General features: G+C 59.2%; 19 protein-coding genes. 9 read left to right on the top strand and 10 right to left on the bottom strand.

Features of this window, described 5'->3' with window-relative positions; translation table 11 throughout:
• The first annotated feature begins 27 nt into the window (after window positions 1-27).
• The 4 genes from SH292x_RS11595 to SH292x_RS11610 all read left to right on the top strand — a co-directional run bounded on the left by SH292x_RS11595 (window position 28) and on the right by SH292x_RS11610 (window position 5,324).
• Complete coding sequence (locus tag SH292x_RS11595) at window positions 28-1,938, top strand: c-type cytochrome domain-containing protein (RefSeq protein ID WP_442485777.1); 1,911 nt, start codon at window positions 28-30, stop codon at window positions 1,936-1,938.
• A complete protein-coding gene (locus SH292x_RS11600; protein ID WP_442485778.1) occupies window positions 1,908-3,428 on the top strand; it encodes a zinc-dependent peptidase in 1,521 nt (506 codons plus the stop codon). The genes SH292x_RS11595 and SH292x_RS11600 overlap by 31 nt, the downstream gene beginning before the upstream one ends.
• Window positions 3,415-3,612, top strand: coding sequence for a hypothetical protein (locus tag SH292x_RS11605; protein ID WP_442485779.1), 198 nt, complete (start codon window positions 3,415-3,417; stop codon window positions 3,610-3,612). Before SH292x_RS11600 ends, SH292x_RS11605 begins: the two co-directional genes overlap by 14 nt.
• Before the next feature lie 215 nt (window positions 3,613-3,827).
• The gene (locus SH292x_RS11610; RefSeq protein ID WP_442485780.1) at window positions 3,828-5,324 is read left to right on the top strand and encodes an RtcB family protein; all 1,497 of its coding nucleotides are present in this window, start codon (window positions 3,828-3,830) and stop codon (window positions 5,322-5,324) included.
• A gap of 648 nt (window positions 5,325-5,972) precedes the next feature.
• Here the strand turns inward: SH292x_RS11610 and SH292x_RS11615 are convergent.
• The 9 genes from SH292x_RS11615 to SH292x_RS11655 all read right to left on the bottom strand — a co-directional run bounded on the left by SH292x_RS11615 (window position 5,973) and on the right by SH292x_RS11655 (window position 13,031).
• Window positions 5,973-6,695, bottom strand: coding sequence for a superoxide dismutase (locus tag SH292x_RS11615; protein ID WP_442485781.1), 723 nt, complete (start codon window positions 6,693-6,695; stop codon window positions 5,973-5,975).
• A 98-nt stretch (window positions 6,696-6,793) separates the two neighbouring features.
• Window positions 6,794-7,216 carry a chromate resistance protein ChrB domain-containing protein gene (locus tag SH292x_RS11620; protein WP_442485782.1) on the bottom strand — a complete coding sequence of 141 codons (423 nt, stop codon included), beginning with the start codon at window positions 7,214-7,216 and terminating at the stop codon, window positions 6,794-6,796.
• The gene (locus tag SH292x_RS11625) at window positions 7,213-7,644 is read right to left on the bottom strand and encodes a Chromate resistance protein ChrB (RefSeq protein ID WP_442485783.1); all 432 of its coding nucleotides are present in this window, start codon (window positions 7,642-7,644) and stop codon (window positions 7,213-7,215) included. The genes SH292x_RS11620 and SH292x_RS11625 overlap by 4 nt, the downstream gene beginning before the upstream one ends.
• 16 nt (window positions 7,645-7,660) lie before the next feature.
• Complete coding sequence (locus SH292x_RS11630; RefSeq protein ID WP_442485784.1) at window positions 7,661-8,902, bottom strand: chromate transporter; 1,242 nt, start codon at window positions 8,900-8,902, stop codon at window positions 7,661-7,663.
• A gap of 91 nt (window positions 8,903-8,993) precedes the next feature.
• Window positions 8,994-9,419 carry a nucleoside diphosphate kinase regulator gene (gene rnk / locus SH292x_RS11635; RefSeq protein WP_442485785.1) on the bottom strand — a complete coding sequence of 142 codons (426 nt, stop codon included), beginning with the start codon at window positions 9,417-9,419 and terminating at the stop codon, window positions 8,994-8,996.
• Window positions 9,420-9,712: 293 nt separating this feature from the next.
• On the bottom strand, window positions 9,713-11,101 hold the full coding sequence (locus tag SH292x_RS11640) for a sigma-54-dependent transcriptional regulator (protein WP_442485786.1): 1,389 nt from the start codon (window positions 11,099-11,101) through the stop codon (window positions 9,713-9,715).
• Window positions 11,094-12,332 carry a sensor histidine kinase gene (locus SH292x_RS11645; RefSeq protein WP_442485787.1) on the bottom strand — a complete coding sequence of 413 codons (1,239 nt, stop codon included), beginning with the start codon at window positions 12,330-12,332 and terminating at the stop codon, window positions 11,094-11,096. Before SH292x_RS11645 ends, SH292x_RS11640 begins: the two co-directional genes overlap by 8 nt.
• A gap of 48 nt (window positions 12,333-12,380) precedes the next feature.
• Complete coding sequence (locus SH292x_RS11650) at window positions 12,381-12,791, bottom strand: GreA/GreB family elongation factor (RefSeq protein ID WP_442485788.1); 411 nt, start codon at window positions 12,789-12,791, stop codon at window positions 12,381-12,383.
• An 18-nt stretch (window positions 12,792-12,809) separates the two neighbouring features.
• On the bottom strand, window positions 12,810-13,031 hold the full coding sequence (locus SH292x_RS11655) for a hypothetical protein (RefSeq protein ID WP_442485789.1): 222 nt from the start codon (window positions 13,029-13,031) through the stop codon (window positions 12,810-12,812).
• A gap of 242 nt (window positions 13,032-13,273) precedes the next feature.
• Here SH292x_RS11655 and SH292x_RS11660 point away from each other — a divergent pair, with 242 nt between their 5' ends.
• Window positions 13,274-13,588, top strand: coding sequence for an H-X9-DG-CTERM domain-containing protein (locus SH292x_RS11660; RefSeq protein WP_442485790.1), 315 nt, complete (start codon window positions 13,274-13,276; stop codon window positions 13,586-13,588).
• A gap of 10 nt (window positions 13,589-13,598) precedes the next feature.
• A complete protein-coding gene (locus SH292x_RS11665) occupies window positions 13,599-14,069 on the top strand; it encodes a hypothetical protein (RefSeq protein ID WP_442485791.1) in 471 nt (156 codons plus the stop codon).
• A gap of 47 nt (window positions 14,070-14,116) precedes the next feature.
• Here the strand turns inward: SH292x_RS11665 and SH292x_RS11670 are convergent, their stop codons facing one another.
• The gene (locus tag SH292x_RS11670; RefSeq protein WP_442485792.1) at window positions 14,117-14,710 is read right to left on the bottom strand and encodes a cysteine hydrolase family protein; all 594 of its coding nucleotides are present in this window, start codon (window positions 14,708-14,710) and stop codon (window positions 14,117-14,119) included.
• Window positions 14,711-14,854: 144 nt separating this feature from the next.
• Here SH292x_RS11670 and SH292x_RS11675 point away from each other — a divergent pair, with 144 nt between their 5' ends.
• From SH292x_RS11675 to SH292x_RS11685, 3 genes are all read left to right on the top strand, one after another.
• Window positions 14,855-15,655: an SRPBCC family protein gene (locus SH292x_RS11675; RefSeq protein WP_442485793.1), complete on the top strand. Its 801-nt coding sequence runs from the start codon at window positions 14,855-14,857 to the stop codon at window positions 15,653-15,655.
• A 15-nt stretch (window positions 15,656-15,670) separates the two neighbouring features.
• Window positions 15,671-16,849, top strand: coding sequence for a zinc-dependent alcohol dehydrogenase (locus tag SH292x_RS11680; protein WP_442485794.1), 1,179 nt, complete (start codon window positions 15,671-15,673; stop codon window positions 16,847-16,849).
• Between the two features lie 464 nt (window positions 16,850-17,313).
• On the top strand, window positions 17,314-17,583 hold the full coding sequence (locus tag SH292x_RS11685; RefSeq protein ID WP_442485795.1) for a response regulator transcription factor: 270 nt from the start codon (window positions 17,314-17,316) through the stop codon (window positions 17,581-17,583).
• Window positions 17,584-17,667 lie beyond the last annotated feature (84 nt).

Genomic DNA, 17,667 nt, shown 5'->3' on the forward strand with positions numbered 1-17,667 from the left:
CTTTTCTTCGAGACAAACAGGTTCTGCATGCCTCGCAAGTCGACCCTCGTCGCCGTGATGTGTGTCACGTTCTGGATGGTGGGGACCGCGTGGGGTGCCACGCCCACGGAGCAGCGTCGCGAACTGTCCCGTGCTACCACCAGCCTGCGGGTTGCCGAGCGCCTGGCGAGGGCCAAGCGGTTCGAGGAGGCCTCGACTGCCATGGCCGAGGCTCAGAAGGCCTTGGAGACCGCCGCAGACGGCCTCGACGAACGTCTGGCTAAGACCTTCGACCGAGCTGCCCAGCAGTACGCCAAGGTCCATACCGAACTCACGGCTGCGGGGGTAAAGCTCCCGCCCGTACCCCAAATTGTCCCCACCAAAGCCAGCCCCAAGCCGACGCTCGGCGGGAATGGTGGCGGGGGCAACGGCCGCGTAAGCTTCGTCCAGCAGATTGTCCCCATCCTCAACAACCGCTGCGGAGGTTGTCACGTCCGCGGCGATCAGGGGGACGTGAGCTTCGCGAATTACAACAACATCGTCGAGGGAGTTCCCTCGGGCCGCTTCATCGAAGTCGGCTCGGGAATGGAGAGTTCGATCGTCAACGTGATCGTTAGCGGTCAGATGCCGCCGAATGGAAACGAGGTCCCGCCGGAGGAAGTGCGCGCTCTGGTGATGTGGATCAATCAGGGGGCGGCATTCGATGGCGATGATCCGGCGAAGGGACTCGCAGATCTCAAGAAAGGGACCGGCGAAGCGAAGCCCGCTTCCGAACCCGCCCCGGCAAAGCCATCAGGTCCACCAATTCCGATGGCGAAGGGCGACGAAACCGTAAGCTTCGCGCTCGACATCGCCCCGCTGTTGATCGAGAGTTGCGCCGATTGCCATGGTGCCGGCAACAGTAGCGCCGGGCTGAGCGTCGCGACGTTCGACCAGCTTTGGAAAGGTGGTAACGCAGGATCTGCTATTAAACCTGGCGACGCGGAAGGGAGTTTGCTCATTGAGAAACTCCGCGGTACGGCAATGGATGGCGTTCGCATGCCTCAGAACCGCCCGGCATGGAGCAATGATAAGATCGACCTCGTCGCGAAGTGGATCAACGAAGGGGCGAAGTTCGATGGCGCCAGCGCCATGGAACCACTGGCTCGAGTCGCCGGCATTGCGATGGCCGAGCGTTCGACCCCCGAGCAACTGTCTGCCGAACGGGAAAACAAAGCGGGTGCCGTGTGGCACTTGGCGATCCCCGACGAACGAGCAAGCACCGTCACCAGCGAGCACTTCCTAGCGATTGGCAACCTTCCCGAATCGCAAATGGAGAAACTGCTCGGCGAGGCCGAACGCCAAGCCGGCGAAGTGCAGAAATTACTCGATGGTGGCGACCAACCGTTCAACAAAGCCCGCGTCACGCTCTACGTGTTCGACCATCGCATCGATTATCGCGAGTTCGGCACGATGGTCGAGCGGCGAAGTCTGCCCGAAGACCTTCGCGGGCATGCCGAATACGACATCGTGCATCCGTACGTCGCCATCGTTGCTGACGATAACTCGCTGGAAGAGATGCCATGCGTGCTAGCCGAGCAACTCGGCACGCTGTGGATCGCGGACCAGTCGCAGGGCCGGCTTCCTGACTGGTTTTGCGAGGGCGCGGGCAAGGCCATCGCCGCCCGCATTCACCCCCGCGATGCTGTGGTCAAGAATTGGCGCGAAGAGCTCCCCGCCGCCATCGCCGCTGCCAAGCCCCCCGAGGCGTTCATGACCGGAAAACTTCCCCCGTCGACGACCTCGCTATTGTCCTTCGGTTTCGCCGATGGCCTGATGCAGAAGCAGGCCAATTTCGACCGTTTGGTTGCCGCGGCATCGACCACCGGCGACTTTGACGCCGCCTGCGAGGAGGTATTTAAGAAGTCGAGCAAGGAACTCGCCGAATTGTGGGTCGCGTCCCAACGCGGACGCCGATAATAGGCGATGGCACGCGAATCTCTTTTGCGGAGTTCCCGATTTCGGTAGCCCGCGACCCGTCGGCATTGATAGCAAGTATCAGCAGGAGCACCGCCATTCTATCGTCCCTTGCAAAACTCCTGGGCCTGTCCGACCCCAACGCCAGCGAGGCAGCTCCTTTCGAATCGCATTGGCGCGACTACCTCCGGCAGCACGTGTGGCAGTACTCGCACCTGCATCAAAACCATCGCGAGCGTATCGAAGACGTGGTCGCCAACATGGTGGCGAAGCGTCGTTGGACCGGTGGCAGTGGATTCGAAGTGACCGACGAGATGCGCGTCGCCATCTCCGGCCAAGCGGCGCTCATGACACTGGGGATCGACAAGCCGTACTACTTCCCCCACGTCTCCGACATCATTGTCTATCCAAAGCCATTCTTCGTCCCTCACCAGCAATCGAGTCGCTGGACGACCGATCCCGTGTTCGGCGGGAGTTCGACGCCGCGCTACGGCGAGGCATGGCAGAACGGGCCTGTCATTCTTGCATGGAGCATCATCGCCAATCCGTACGACAAACGCGGGCCGTACATGGGCGTGGTGCTGCACGAGTTCGCTCATCATCTCGACGCTCTGGATGGCGACATGAGTGGCATGCCTCCGATTGGCGACATCGAGTACGAGCGCGAGTGGCATCGTGTTACGGAGCTCGACTTCCTAGAACTCGTCGGCCAAGCCGAACGGGGTGAGCCGGCGGTGCTGGACCACTATGGTGCAACGAATCGCGCGGAGTTCTTTGCCGTGGCGACCGAGTGCTTCTTCAATCACCCGCATGATGTCCGCGAACGCCACCCGCATCTCTACCGCATGCTCGCCACCTACTTCCGCCAAAGCCCCGCCGAATTGATTCCTCGCTCTGCACAACCGGCGGTTCGTATCGAGAAAGCTAAGAAACCCGCTTCGACGAAACCCCGTGTAAGTCGCAATGCGAACGTGGAGGACCCTTTCACTCGCGGGCTGTTCCAATCTCAAGAAGGCGAGCTCGACGAGGCATTAGCCAGCTTCACCCAAGCGATCGCCTCGGACCCAGAAGATAGCGAAGCCTTCGCCCAGCGGGCTCTGGTGCATCTAGCACGCGATGAATTTCAGGCGGCGATCACCGATGCGAATGCTGCACTTGAACTCGATGAAGAAGACCTGGACGCGAAATTCGCGCGAGGGTCGGCGCTCGTGCTCTCGGGCCAGTCCGCGGAAGGCATCGCCGACTTGCGGCTAGCTTGCGAGAAGGAGCAAAGTCCCGAAGCACATGCCTATCTAGGTTTTGCTTACATCGAGCTCGATCGGCTCAAGCAAGCTGTTCACGAACTGTCGATCGCTTTGCAGCTCGACCCTTACGACGCCGAAGCATATCGCTGGCGGGCGGAAGCGTATCGGCGGATGGGCGAAGAGGAGCAAGCTCTGCGTGATGACGAACGGGCGAATCGTCTCGACCCGCCGCGGGATGCATCGACGTAGCAAGGTGTTCGTCGCGGCTAACACGACTTCGCGTCCAGGCCATCGCCGCTTCCTTCGTCGCGAAGTTTCGCAGCACCACGATGGAACCACCAACGAGCTCCCCACAACACACCAAATGCCGGCGGGCGGTGGGACGGAAGGGGTCGGGCAGTTCGAGGATGCGATACGTCATACGCAAGCGTAGGCCAGGAATTACCACCCGCGGAGCACTGCGGGATTTTTTCACGCGGCTTCCATTTCCCAATTTGCCTGCGGTTTTCGCGGGAATCCGCGAACCTTCGCCAGCGATTCCGACTCGGTTTGTCATGGCTCCAGAGGTCCGGTGGCTCGTCCATGAGGATCATCGCTAAACTGGGGCGACTCCTTACTCATTTGCCGCACAGGCGGTTCGAGGTTCTCATGTCCGATGTCATTCCTTCCAAGCACGAAATGATCGCCAATGGCGAAGCGACTGCGATCCTGCCCACGGGCGGAAAGCATAAGCCGATCACCGTGATTGGCACCGAAGCCATCCGCGGGACGTTCGACGAGCTTTGCTTGCAGCAGGCCATCAACTCGCGGAAGGCCCCTGGTGTGACGGATCTGGTGCTGAACCCCGACGCCCATTGTGGTTACGGTGCACCGGTGGGCTGCGTGATGGTTTCGCCGACGCATGTTTATCCGGGCCCCGTGGGTGTGGACATCAAGTGCTCGATGAGTCTCCTGCAGACCAGTCTGCCTGCGGACGCTGTGAGCGATAAACAGACTCGCCGGGCGTTGATCGACGCGATCTGCGAACGAACGCCTACCGGTGCCGGGCGCGGGCAGCGAAATGCGCCGAAGTCTCGCCACGTTTCCGAGGCGCTCGGCAAACGGGTACTCGTCGAAGGTGCATCCAAAGGTGTTTGCGAAGCACTCGGCATTCCCGTGGAGTGGGCGAGTCGTTGTGAGGACTTCGCGCACGTGGGGCATGACGATTCGACCGCGGCGCTCGCACTGCGGCTCGAGCAACTCCTGCCGAGCATCTGGAAGTTTGATGCGAAGGTGTCGCAGCTTGGTTCGTACGGTGGTGGTAATCATTTTGGCGAGTGCGAAGTGGTGGAAGTGGTCGACGATGCTCGTTCGCGCAGCGTTGCGGAGACATTCGGGCTGGTCGATGGCGGCGTGGCGTTCCTTTCGCACTGTGGTTCGCGAGGAATTGGGCATCACTTGGCGTCGGGACAGTTCCGTGCTTTGCAAACCAAGTTCACTCAGTGGAACATTCCGCTGCCGGGACAGGATCGCGAGCTTGTGTACGCGCCGCTTGGAACGCCCGAAGCGAATGCCTACCTCGACGACATGGCGCTCGGCGCGAACTTTGCGACGGTCAACCATTTGCTGATCAACGCGCTGGTGCTCGATGCGTTTCAGGAAATCATTCCCGGAACCACCGGGCAGCTGGTGTACTTCATCAGTCATAACATTGCTCGCAAGGAAATCGTCGACAATCAGCCGGCGTGGGTGCATCGCAAGGGAGCGACTCGTGCGTTTCCTGGAGGTCACTTCGCGCTGCGTGGAACGCCGTTCGCCGAAACCGGGCATCCGATCCTGCTGCCGGGCAACCCGCAGGCAGGTTCGGCGGTGATGGTGGCGGACGCGGGGGCCGCGATCAGTTGCTACAGCGTCAATCATGGTGCGGGGCGTCAGCTAGGTCGCAAGGCGGCGAAGCGGGCGATCGACCAGCAGCAGGTGGATCAGTCGTTCCTCGACGCCGACATCCTGTCGAATTGCCGTAAGTATCCGATCGACGAAGCGCCTGGCGCGTACAAGGACTTCGACGAAGTGCTCCGTTCGGTAAAGACGGCGGGCTTGGCAAGCGAGGTGGCTCGGCTAAAGGCGCGGTTCGTCATCAAAGACGGCGACCAAGCCGACGATTGATCTCACTCCAAGCCTCCGAATTTCGATCGAGTAAAGTCGCAGCTTTGCGAATATCGCATTGACTGCGACTTTACTCGTTTTCGGTCCTGTGGGAGCGTCGACGTAAGTCACGTTGCTTGAACACCTTGCGAACAGACGCGCGTCGCAGCTTCAAGGAGTAATGTCGCAGGGGGAAACCGCAGGTGCGACTTTACTCCGATTACCCTCCATCTCGCGATCCTTCGTGTCATCCTGAAGGAGCCTAAGCGACTGAAGGATCTAGCTTGCCATATGCCAACGCTTCGATCTTTTCTCACGCAAAGGCGCGAAGGAAACACTCGCTGAATAAGTCGCCCTTCATTCGGCCTTCTGCGCTTCGTTCAGCGCGTACTCCGAGCCCCGGCCTAGCTCGACGCCTGTCCCTTTTCAGTAGTAAGTTAGGTTGTCAAAGAGCGTATGTCCACTTACTTTATGGATATGCACATGAGAACACATGTGGAGCGCGCTTTCAAGTCACTTTCTGGAAAAAAGTGGAAATCGTTGGCACTCTCGAAAAATGGTGACTTTCGCTATTCGGTGGAAACGAACCGCTGCGCCGCTACCAAAAACCGTTGGTCATGGAATACCCCACGAGGGTGGCGAACGGAGAGCGAATTGATTGTCGCTGGACTACCCCAGGCCCGGGACGGATCTAAACCTGGCATTCGCTTCCTGCCAGTCAATATGGTCGCGAAACTTGTCAACGTACTCGCCCTTGCGATTGTGGTAATCTATGTAGAAGGCGTGCTCGTAGACATCCATCACTACAATGGGGACCGCCATCCAGAGAAGCCCAACGGCGTGTTCGTCGCTAACGACGTTGTAGAGTGTGCCATTCACTGGATGCCTGACGAGCATGGCCCAGCCTGCCGCCTCTTTGCCGCTGGCAGCGAAGTCGTCCCACCATTTATCGAGAGAGCCAAATCGGCGGTCGATAGCAGTGCGAACGTCGTCGCCTGGATTCTCCGTCTGCGGCGAAAGCCCATCGAAGTACATTTCGTGAAGTACCACACTGTTGCCACGGCTGTTGATGATCCGTTTGAGATGACCAAACGCAGCGGCATCAACCGCTTTGTCCCCTTTCATTGCTTCCTCGAGACGGACGTCGGCCCCCGAAACGGCCTGTAGGGCACCACCGTAGTGGGCCGTATGGTGAGGCGCTATCTGCTCGGCACTCAAGAATCCTGGGATCTCTCGATGCTTGAGTGGCTTAGGCTTTCCCGTGACCAGCCCACATTGAGAAAAGTCGATGGTTTCGTGCTCCGAAGCCTCTGATAGGCCTGGCACCAGAAGCGTGCCAGCGGCTGCTCCCGTAGACGCAAATAGAAAGTTTCTACGATCGACATAATTCATGGCTATTCTCCGTCTGTGAAGGTGAGTAAATGGAATCCCTATCTGATTAAGTAGTATTATCTTAGCGTCCTACGCTTCGCGATCTCCCCGCCTCGATTTCAGACACCCAGCAATTCTTCACTCAATTTGGCGTAAAGGGCGTCGTAGAGCATGGCGCCACGCTCCAGCGCCTCGTGGTCATTGTCGCTCGTCAGTCGAAGCCCTTCGCACAGAAGGTCGAGGCCGGGAGCGGCCGGTTCCACGCAGACTGCTTGAATCGTGTCGGCTTCGTCGATGATGCGGGCGATTCGATGCAGCACTGGGTCTTCCAGTTGATAATGCTGCACAAAAGCGTGGAACGAGCAGTGGCCGCCATGGTGGGAGAATTTAACGCCCGGGATATCGAACGGCTCGGCATCCGCTGGCACGGGCGCATTTCGCGGAATGAACTCGAATATGGCCTCCGGGTCGATGCGCTTACGAATCAGCCACGCGCAGCCCATACGATCGACCCCGACTTGCTCCCATGCTACCCATTTCATTTCGTTGATTCTCCTCGTTTCAGTAGGCGCTCACGGACTTGCGGGCCAAGGGGCGAAGCGAAGTAGTCCCGCAATTGGGCTTGCTGGTACCGCTTCGATAGTGCCGACAAGTCCGCCGTCTTCTTCTTGAGCGCGACCAGCAGCTCGCGATACTCGGCCTCCACGGTTTCGATGAACTGTTGCCTGAGCGCGGTGGCGTCGGTTGCGTAGACTTGCTCGGCCTCCCAGAGCATCGCATCGCCTTCGAGTTCCGTGATCTCCGCGGCGAGCCATTGCAGTTGTTCTTGAGTACGAGGCGTGCGAGGCAAGACCCACACGGCATCCTGGAGCGCGATGGCCCCCAGTTGTTTTAGCTTTCGCCAGACAAACACGCGTCGAGAGGTTGGCTCGCGCGGAATGCGATAGACGAGTAGAAGCCAGCCCCTCATGGTGTGTTCTCCATGCTCAACCGCGTGCGAAGGGGTAGAGGAGTAACCCCGCTATCGCGGCCGCGAGCACCACGAAGGGTTCCGGAAGTTTCTTGAACCGCATTAAGATCGCCATGGTGATTAGCAACAGGGCTACCTTCGGCCAATCGGGTGCCCCGGCAGAATCGAGTATGGTTCGCCGGCCGAGGACCACGCACGCACCGGCGATCGCACCAATGGCTGCCGCCGTGACCCCATCGACAAACGCGACGATTCCGGGTCGTTTTCCATGCTTCTTGAAGTACGGCGCAGGGAGAATGGTGAACAGGTAACAAGGCAGGAAAGTGGCGAGCGCCGCAACCGATGCCCCGGCTAGCCCCATCCAGGGTCCTGCTTCGCGACCCATCGCTAGAAATCCGATGAAGCCGACCGTGATGACGACCGGACCAGGCGTGATCATGGCGACCGCCACGGCGTCGAGGAACTCTTGGTCGTTGAGCCAGCCATACTCGTGGACGACACCACCGTACAGAAAGGGCACGATCGCCAGTCCGCTGCCGAAAACAAACGCGCCGGCTTTGGTAAAGAACCACGCAATCTGCAGTAGCGGCTCATCCAACCACGGTTTGCTGGGTGCCGTAAGATCGGCTATCGGTAGCAGCAAGCAGGCGGTGGAACTTGGATGGTTCCGCGGCCAAGGTGGTGACCTCACGAACCAGATCACGAGTCCCGCGCTGAGAAACAAAAGGACGTTCTCGTTCTCGGTAACGATGGTGGTGGCCGCGCTGAGAAGGTAGATGGCCCAGAGCAACCAGTCACCCCCCAAGGTCTTTCGAGTCAGCTTATAGGCGCTGATGGTGATGATGCCAATCACGCTGGCACCCACGCCGTAGAACACGGCTTGCATCCATTGGATACCGCCGTATTCCAGATAGGCCCAGCCGATTGCGAGTACCATGAGGAACGAAGGCAGTACGAACGCCACGCCGACGAGCGTTGATCCGAGCACCCCGTAATGGACGTAACCAAGGTAGATAGCCAGTTGCGCGGCGAGCGGCCCCGGCATCAGTTGCGCAAGGGTCAAGCCTTCCTTGTACTCGGCCTCGGTGATCCACTTCCGCCGTTCGACCAGATCGCGATGCATGTACCCGACCAACGCCACGGGCCCGCCGAAACCAACGGTGCCGAGCGTGAGTGCGTAGAGGACCAACTCCGTGAGCCGATAGCAGGGCCCGGTTTGCACGCTCGAAACAGTATCGATTTGCCGATCCGAATCCACTACGAGCCTCGCTTGGGGATGTAACCGTGGTTACTTTCTCCAAGCGTATCGATGAAGTGGTCCGCTGCCAAGGTGGCATCGGTCCAAACCCTTAATCCGCAGTGCAAGCCAACGCCCCATCACGCTGTGGTTGGTAGACCACCTCCTCCACGAGCAGTCGGCGGGTGCCGTCAGGGACTCGCCACTGGATAATGTCGCCGACGCGGTAGCCGAGGATGGCGGTGCCGATGGGGGCCAGGACGGAGAGCCTGCTTTCGGCGATGTCGGCTTGGTCGGGATACACGAGTGTGTAAATATCCTCTTCACCGCTATCCAGATCGCGTAGCCGGACCGTGGACTTCATGGTGACGACATCGGGGGGGATCTTCTTCGCGTCGACGATCTTGGCCGCGAGCAGTTCGGCTCGCAGATCTGTCAGGTAGTTCTTCGGACCGATCGCCGCCGCGAACTCGCTATCGAGCAGGTGCTGTAGGCGTCGGCAGTCCTCGCTGGTGATCAATAGGTGTCTTTGGGACATGGGGAGGGCTCCTGCTTTAGGGACGGTGTATGTAACCAGGGATGCGATCGGCCAAGGTTCGGATAGTGCCTTTGGCCTCTCACGGTGCGGCATTCACATCCGTGATGTCCGTGGAAGGATTTGCTCGCGTAACGTGCGGTGGTCGAACAACTACGCGTCGCTAGCGATGGCAGGAGAAGCAATGCACGTTCGATGCCAATCGCATCTAGGCCTTAGATGCGAGCGGAAACGTTGATTTCCGAGGTCCACACTGTCATGAAAGGGCGACAGTGACCCCTGCGAGAGACAGTGGTCTAAGCGCGGAAATCGACGGCGGCTATGCCGTGCTTCTTTAGGAGCTTGTGCATCCCTTGCCTCGACATGCCGGCTTGTTGGGCCGCGTGGGAGACGTTGCCGTTATGGTCGCGTAGAAGCGACGTCAGATAAGCGCGTTCTGCCTCGTCCAGTGCTTGGTCTCGTGACGAGCTAGCAGCAGCCGGCGGTCGGTCCTGCGCGGACGGAGCCATGGAAGCGGGAAGGTCTTCCATTTCAATCTGGCTGGTCCGCGCGAGGGCGATCGCCCGCTCGATGGCGTTGCGAAGTTCGCGAATGTTGCCGGGCCAGTGGTACGTGCGAAAGCGATTGAGGACATCGTCTGCGAATCGTTCGACGCGTGGCTGACCTCGCTGAAGGGTTTGCAGGAAGTGCTGCGCAAGCAGTATCACGTCCTCGCTGCGTTCGCGAAGGGGTGGCAGTTCGATGTGAATGACGCCCAGCCGGTAGAATAAATCGCGGCGAAACCGTCCCGCGTTCACTTCCATTTGCAGGTCACGATTGGTGGCGCAGATGAAGCGAGTGTCGATTTGAATCGATTCGTTCATTCCTACGGGCGTGAAGGTCTGCTCCTGAACCACGCGCAGCAGCTTGGCCTGTAACATGGCGGGCAGTTCGCCGATCTCGTCGAAGAAGGCGGTACCACGATCGCACTTCTTCAGTAGGCCTTCTTGATCCTTCACGGCACCCGTGAAAGACCCCCGGGCGTGCCCGAACAGCATCGATTCGAACAGAGTTTCGGGTATTGCCGTGCAGTCGATGACTTGCATCGCGTGGTCGCGGCGTTGGCTGTGAGCGTGAATCGCCCGTGCGACTACTTCTTTGCCCGTTCCGCTTTCGCCTGTAATCAGAATATTGGTATCCGTGCCAGCGATGCGGTCGACGACGTCGAACAACTCCAGCATGGCAGGGCTAGCGCCGATGATTTCGGGAAACTGTTGAGCGAGGACGCGCCGCTCGTCGTCGCTTCGTTCGCCCAGCTCCTGCCGGGAAGGTCGATGCAACAGAGCCCGGCGGACACTCGCCAACAGGTCGTCGTATTTTACTGGCTTGAGCAAATAGTCGGCGATGCCCAGGCGTATGCTTTCGATGGCCGTCGGAATCGAGGGGACGCCGGTGATCACGATCAGCGGAATGTGGGGCCACTTCCGACGTTCGTCGTGCAGCAGTTCCAATTGCAAGTTGCCGGGCATGTTGAGGTCAGACAGCACCAGATCGAAGGGCTGAGTCGACAACTCCTCGAGGGCGGCATGCGCGTCCGGCACGCACACGCATTCGTAGCCCGCCTTTCGGAGGAGCTCGCCGGTGGTCCTCAGATAGAGAGGCTCGTCGTCGGCAATCAGAATTCGGGCTGGATTGGTTTCAGTCATCTGTCGATTCGACGGAAGGTTCAACACGCTCTGGGAATGTCAGTTTAAAACTGCTACCTCCGCCGGCACCAGGCGCAACTTCGATCGCGCCCCCCATGCCTTCCATCAAGTTCTGCGATACGGAGAGCCCAAGGCCCATCCCCACCTTCGCCTCGCTGCCCCCCTTGGTGGTAAAGAACGGGTCGAAGATTTGCGGCAACACCTCGTCGGCGATTCCTGCCCCGCGATCCATTATGGAAATATGGACGCGACCGTCGGCCGGTTCAACGCGAATCGTCACGGCCTCGCCCTGGGGAGATGCCTGAATGGCATTGCGAATAACATTGTAAAGAACTTGCTTGACTTCGCCTTCAGGAAGCACCACCGTTCGAGGAGGCGGCGAACTTGATTCCGCTGGCAACTCCAACGCAATTCGAACCTGATGCTTCCGTGCCACGGCATCCAGCAAGGTGGTCACCTCGGACAACGTTTGCTCGATACGAAACTCGCGAGCCGCCTGAGGACTGCGACGGTAGAGCTGATACATTTGGTGGATGATGGAGCTGATTCGTTCGATCTCGCGATCGATCAACTCTAGCAGCTCGTAGTGCTGGTGATCCGGCGAGAGGTCGGCCTTGATCAATTCAAAGGCGTTACGGATGCCGGCTAACGGGTTGTTAACCTCGTGCGCCACGCTGGCAGCCAGCTGTCCGAGCGCTGCCAGCTTCTCCATCTGCCGACGATGCCGTTCCAGTTGCTGGATGCGGGCGGTGCGTTCTTGTACCAGTTGCTCTAGGTGCTCGGCATAGAGCCGGATTTGGTCTCGGAGTCGATGTCGCTCGGTGACATCGCGAATGCTCGTTCGAAAGCCCAGATGCTCCTCCGAGTCGCTGAACATCGGCTGCCACGAAATGGCCATCCATCGTTTCTCTCCATTGCGATGAATGACCTGGAACTCAAGATCGCTATGGGATCCACGGGCCTTCGCGTTTTCGAGCATTCCCTCCATGCTTGGGCGATCTTCCTCCGCCACCAGTGCCAGCGGATAGTCAGGCATCGTCAAGCACTCGGCTGGCGTGTAGCCGGTGTCCCGCTCGACGGCTTTGTTCACCCACAACAGCCTGGCATCCGGCGCGTGCCAACTCTCCCAGTCGCAGGTGTAGTCGGCGACGGCACGAAAGCATCCGCCGTCCGGTTCGTTCGCACGAAGGTGCTCGTCGGCTTCGTCGGTCGGAACAGGGTCGCTAGTCAACGTCGTGTTCTCCCCTGCCCTATTCATCAGCGATGCGTGGTTACGCGACTACAGTAGGAACTTCCCCACTCGCTCGGGCTGAAAGACGACTTCGGCGACGAGCCAGGGGCCCTCGGCGGCACGCTCCTTCCATTCTATCAGATCACCGACGCGGCGACCTAATAGTCTCGATCCTAGGGGTTCGAGCACGGAGATAGCCATGTCCGTCAGCTCGATATCTTCGGGATAGACGATGGTGCAGAGTGCTTCCTGCGTCCCATCGGCACTGACCAATCGCACGGTGGAGTTCATGGTGACGATGTCGTCAGGAATCGCAGAAGGCTCTGTGGCTCTGGTGGTCTCCAGTTGCCATTCGAGCTCGTCGAGGTAATGCCATGGCACGGTACCTCGAGCGTCCTCCGACAAGAGCAAATGCCCCAGGCGATATCGATCCTCTTCTGTGAAAAGTCGAGTGGTCATTGGCTTCTCCGATCTTTGTCACGTGGTCGCGGAAGTGTTGTTAACTGTGGCCGCTCGCGAGAAGATGCTTGTGTGGCTAAGGCTCGCGGGGGCGCGCTGTTCGGCCGTCACTCCCCGGTGCGACAGCGGCGACCGCGCGGCCCTGCCGTTGGCTGTAGCCATCGCCCGTAGGAAGATGGCGAATAGGACAATCAGTAGGACCAGGAGAGGCCCCCACAAGTTCTCGTGCGTGGTACGCATGCGCGTGTTCGACATGGACTTGCCCTCGCGTTGGAGAAGTGAGCCGAGGAGACTTATGCATCACTTAAGCAAGTGACATGCCACGGCCCGCCAATGCGTGCGGCGGCGTGGTTTGTAGGGCCAAATGATCCTGGTTGTTCGTGAATAGTGATCCTTCCTACGAATGGACCGTCGCCTGTCGGCGACACTGGAAACGGGGATGGACGGTTGGGGAATCCCGCGAAGCAGCATACGCCGGTGAGATGCATATCCCGCAGGATCGGCTGGCTCAAGTGCCGGAGAATGGCCCGATGTACAACGGCAAGGACCTCCCAGCTTTCGCGCGGATTGGTGGCGAAGGAATTCCGCTCGCGCGAGGAGCCGATGACAAGTCGGTGCCGATCGTTGGGTTCGGAAGTTGGCACTCGGGAGTGTGCCCCTTCGTTCTGGCCGATGGGTCGGTGCAGAACGTCGATGTGTTCGTCGAGTCGAAGGTGCTCCAATCGCTTTGCCGTCGGAACGACGAGTTCACTCTCGACACGAGCGGCTATGCCCGGCCCCGCGATCAGGTACGCTAACGAGCACCGCATGACGCTTCGACTACCTCGCGTTCCAAGTTTGCTCTTGCTGCTCGTACTGAGTGGTTGTGGTGGTTCGCGTCCCGATACGTATCCGGTGACGGGCACCGTGCAGTTCGCCCATGGAACGCTCGTGCGGACGGGATTCGTTGAGTTCCTGCCTATGGCCGGTGGGCCTTCGTCACGCGGAGTGATTGGCTCCCGCGGCGATTTTCGATTGTGGACGTACGAGACCGCTGACGGAGCTCCGGCTGGTGAATACGTCGTGCTCGTCACCCAACACGCTCGCACCCTAACGCCCGCCGAGGCCGAGAAGCTTGGTCCCGAGCATCAGGAGCAAGCGGCCGATCAAGTTCTGGTGTCGGTAAAGTACGCCAGTCGCGATTCGAGCGATCTGCGGTGCACGGTGAAGCCGGAGCCGAAGAATCATTTCGAGCTGTCGGTCGAAGCCCATCCCCGCGAAACCCGAGTAGCTCGCTAGAGTGCGTGGCGACTTGTTTAGCGGGTGCCGATACCTACCCGCCGGGACTACCAGCGACTCCAAGGGATGTTGCTAGCGTTCACGACGTTGGCCTTCAGCACTTTCTCCATTTGCGCCACGGCGTAGTCGTTATCCTCGGCCGTATTCGAAGCGACAGCGTCGCGCGGAATCCAAAGCTTGAAGCCTCGCATGTAGGCGTCGTTGGCAGTGAATAGAACGCAAATATTGCCGGCGACGCCGGTGAGGATGAGCTCTTGGACATCGAGGTGCGAGAGCAGTGTCTCCAGCGTGGTCGAGTGAAAACCAGAGTGGCGAGGTTTGAGGACGAAGTAGTCCCGCTCGCCGGGCGTTAGCAGTTCGATAATGTGGCGGCCCTCCCCTGCTTCGCGGAGACAGTGTTCCACTTGGCCCCGAAAATCGGACTGCCAGCGTCCGAAATTGTCGTTCACGTAGATCACCGGCACGTTATGCTCGTAGGCCGCCGACTTAAGTTCCGAGATTCTCTCGGCCATCGGAACGGCGTAGCGCAGTAACTGCTCGGCTTCTGGAAATTGGAAGTCGTTGATCACGTCAATCAGCAGAAGCGCAACGGGAGAGTGTTCGGGGACATGCGATTCGGGGTGGTTAGTGGGCTTCTGCATGATGAGGAGTTCTCCGCCGCAATTCGTACGCAAAATGAGCCTTCTAATCGTTTTCCGAAAGCAACTCGCGTGCCTCGTTCGCGATAAGCGGTACGCGATGTGCTCGCTTGGACGTAGTACCACCACTATCCAAGGAGGATTTCAATGTCTGCGAGCACAATAGAAGGCCGCCGCGCGTCCGATGCCGGTGCTGATTTGTTGGAAAACATGGACCTAAGCGAACGAAACCACGATGCAAGTTGCTCGATACCTTGCAAGAATGTTGGCCGTAGCGAGCGCCTTGCGTCACTCGTTGGCGGGGCGGCACTCGTCCTAGCTGGTCGCCGTCAAGGCAGCTGGTCGGGGCTGCTGCTAGCGGCTGCCGGCGCGGGACTGCTCTACCGAGGGGCCACAGGCCGGTACCACGCCTATCAGGCGCTAGGCATTTCGACCACGAAGTCAAACGAGCACACAACCATCCCCGCCAAGCAAGGAGTGAAGGTCGAGAAGCGGCTGCTCGTCAATCGGCCCGCTGCCGAGCTCTATCGTTTCTGGCGTGATTTTTCGAACCTCCCACGCGTGTTTCAACATCTGGTCTCGGTGGAAGAACGCTCAACCGATCGATCGAGGTGGGTGGCGCGTGGTCCGATGAAGCAACAGCTCGAATGGGAGGCCGAGATAATCACCGATCGTCCCAACGAAGTCTTGGCGTGGCGATCTCTCGATGGCAGTCAGGTCGATACCGCCGGAAGCGTGCGATTCGAAGATTCGCCAAATGGGCGCGGAACGAACGTAGTGATCTCGCTGAAGTACAACCCACCGGGCGGGCAGCTTTCCGATTACCTAGCATCGTGGTTCGGCAGCGATTTGCAGTCGGTGATCGACGACGATTTGCGAAAGTTTAAGAGCCAAATGGAAGCGGGCGAAGTCCCGACTACCACCGGCCAACCTCACGGCCCACGCTAACCGAAAGGGAGACCGATGAAAGCCTTATGCTGGTACGGAAAGTACGACGTCCGCGTCGAGCAAGTGGACGACCCGCAGATCATCAATCCGCGGGACGCCATCATTCGTGTTACGGCGACCGCTATTTGTGGATCGGATCTGCACCTTTACGATCGCTGCATTCCCACGATGCAGTCAGGCGATATTCTTGGCCATGAGTTCATGGGCGAAGTCGTCGAGGTCGGCTCGGGCGTGAACAATCTGAAGGTCGGGGACCGCGTCGTCGTGCCGTTCACGATTGCGTGCGGCCATTGCTACTTCTGCGAGCAGCAGTTGTGGGCGCTCTGCGACAACTCCAACCCCAACGCGGCGATGGCCGAGAAGCTGTATGGCTTTTCGGGATCGGGGTTGTTTGGATACTCGCATCTGTTCGGCGGGTACGCCGGCGGTCAAGCGGAGTACGTTCGGGTGCCGTACGCCGATGTCGGTCCGTTCAAGGTGCCCGAAAGTCTGTCCGACGAGCAGGTGCTATTCCTCACCGATATCCTGCCGACGGGGTACATGGCAGCCGAGAACGCAAACATTCAGCCGGGCGACACGGTTGCGGTTTGGGGCTGTGGCCCCGTCGGTCAGTTCGCGATCCAGAGTGCGTGGTGGTTCGGCGCGGGTCGCGTGATTGCCATCGATCACTACCCCCACCGTCTCGAACTCGCGCGTCGGCATGGCAAGGCCGAAACGATTGATTTCAACAAAGAAGACGTGTTCGAGCGTCTCAAGGAAATGACGGGGGGCATCGGCCCGGACGCGTGCATCGACGCGGTGGGACTCGAAGCCCACGGCACGGCACCCGATGCCATTTACGATCGAGTAAAGCATTCCATGATGCTGACGACCGACCGCCTGCACGTGCTTCGCGAAGCAATTCAGTGTTGCCGTAAGGGAGGCACGGTTTCGGTGCCGGGCGTTTACGCGGGCTACCTCGATAAGTTGCCGTTCGGCACCGCGTTCGCGAAGGGTCTCACCTTCAAAATGGGGCAAACCCACGTCCATCGCTACCTGCCCACCCTGCTGGAGAAAATCGAGGGCAACGGGACGCCTAGCTTTGACCCTACGTACATCATCTCGCACCGTTTCTCCCTCGACGATGCGCCGCAGGCGTACGACATGTTTTGCAACGAGCAGAACGATTGCACCAAAGTGGTGCTGAAGCCCTGAGGCTCCGCAAACGAGCGTAGCCTGTCAGCAGGCAGACTCGGCAAAAAGAAAATGACCCCGGCGGGACTCGAACCCACGACCCACGGATTAAAAGTTTTGCCCATCTAAAATCAGCGACAATCACTAGCGATCATAAAGCCATTCTAGCCAAGAGGTTAGGGTGGCTTTTCTCATTTGCGTGACTCTGCGTACTCGCCAGTGAATCGTCAAGTTGGGAGTCCAGAGGGAGGCCCGATTCGGCTTCGAAATGTGCCCTCTAACCTGTCTCGTCAGTTGGTGATAAAAGCCATAATCGAACTTCACAGCGAGTGCCATGAAGGGGGAGCCGAACCGGCTCGGCATGCTCAAATGTGACTCTTGGGACTGGGTTAGCACGACTTGTGTACACCGTTCTGGCGACTGACTACCACTCCTCGTAAAATTAGTAGTTTTCTACCTACTGGCCTTCAACCCGCCACCTGATCATGCCCCACAATCTCACCCCTCGTCAGACCCAAGTCGTCCGCCTCCTCTCCCTAGGTTGCTCGACCACGGAGGCCGGCAAGATACTTGGCATCGCCACTCCCACAGTTGACACCCACAAGACCGCCGCGATGAACACGGCAGGTGTATCTAAGGTGACACTGCTCACCCGCTGGGCGATTGTGAATAAGGTGACCTCTATGAAGGATACTTTGACGGTAGCGGAGAAGCGGAAGAGGGGGCGGGGGCGGAAGAAAGACGGGTGGAGTTAGCTGGCTAGACGGGCACGGTGGAAAATTCTCGCGTTTTGCCACCAAGGTAAGAGGAGTGCGAATACTCTAAAATTCAACCGACTC

The sequence above is a fragment of the Aeoliella fuhlenseeensis genome, assembly GCF_052161615.1.
GTDB lineage: Bacteria > Planctomycetota > Planctomycetia > Pirellulales > Lacipirellulaceae > Aeoliella.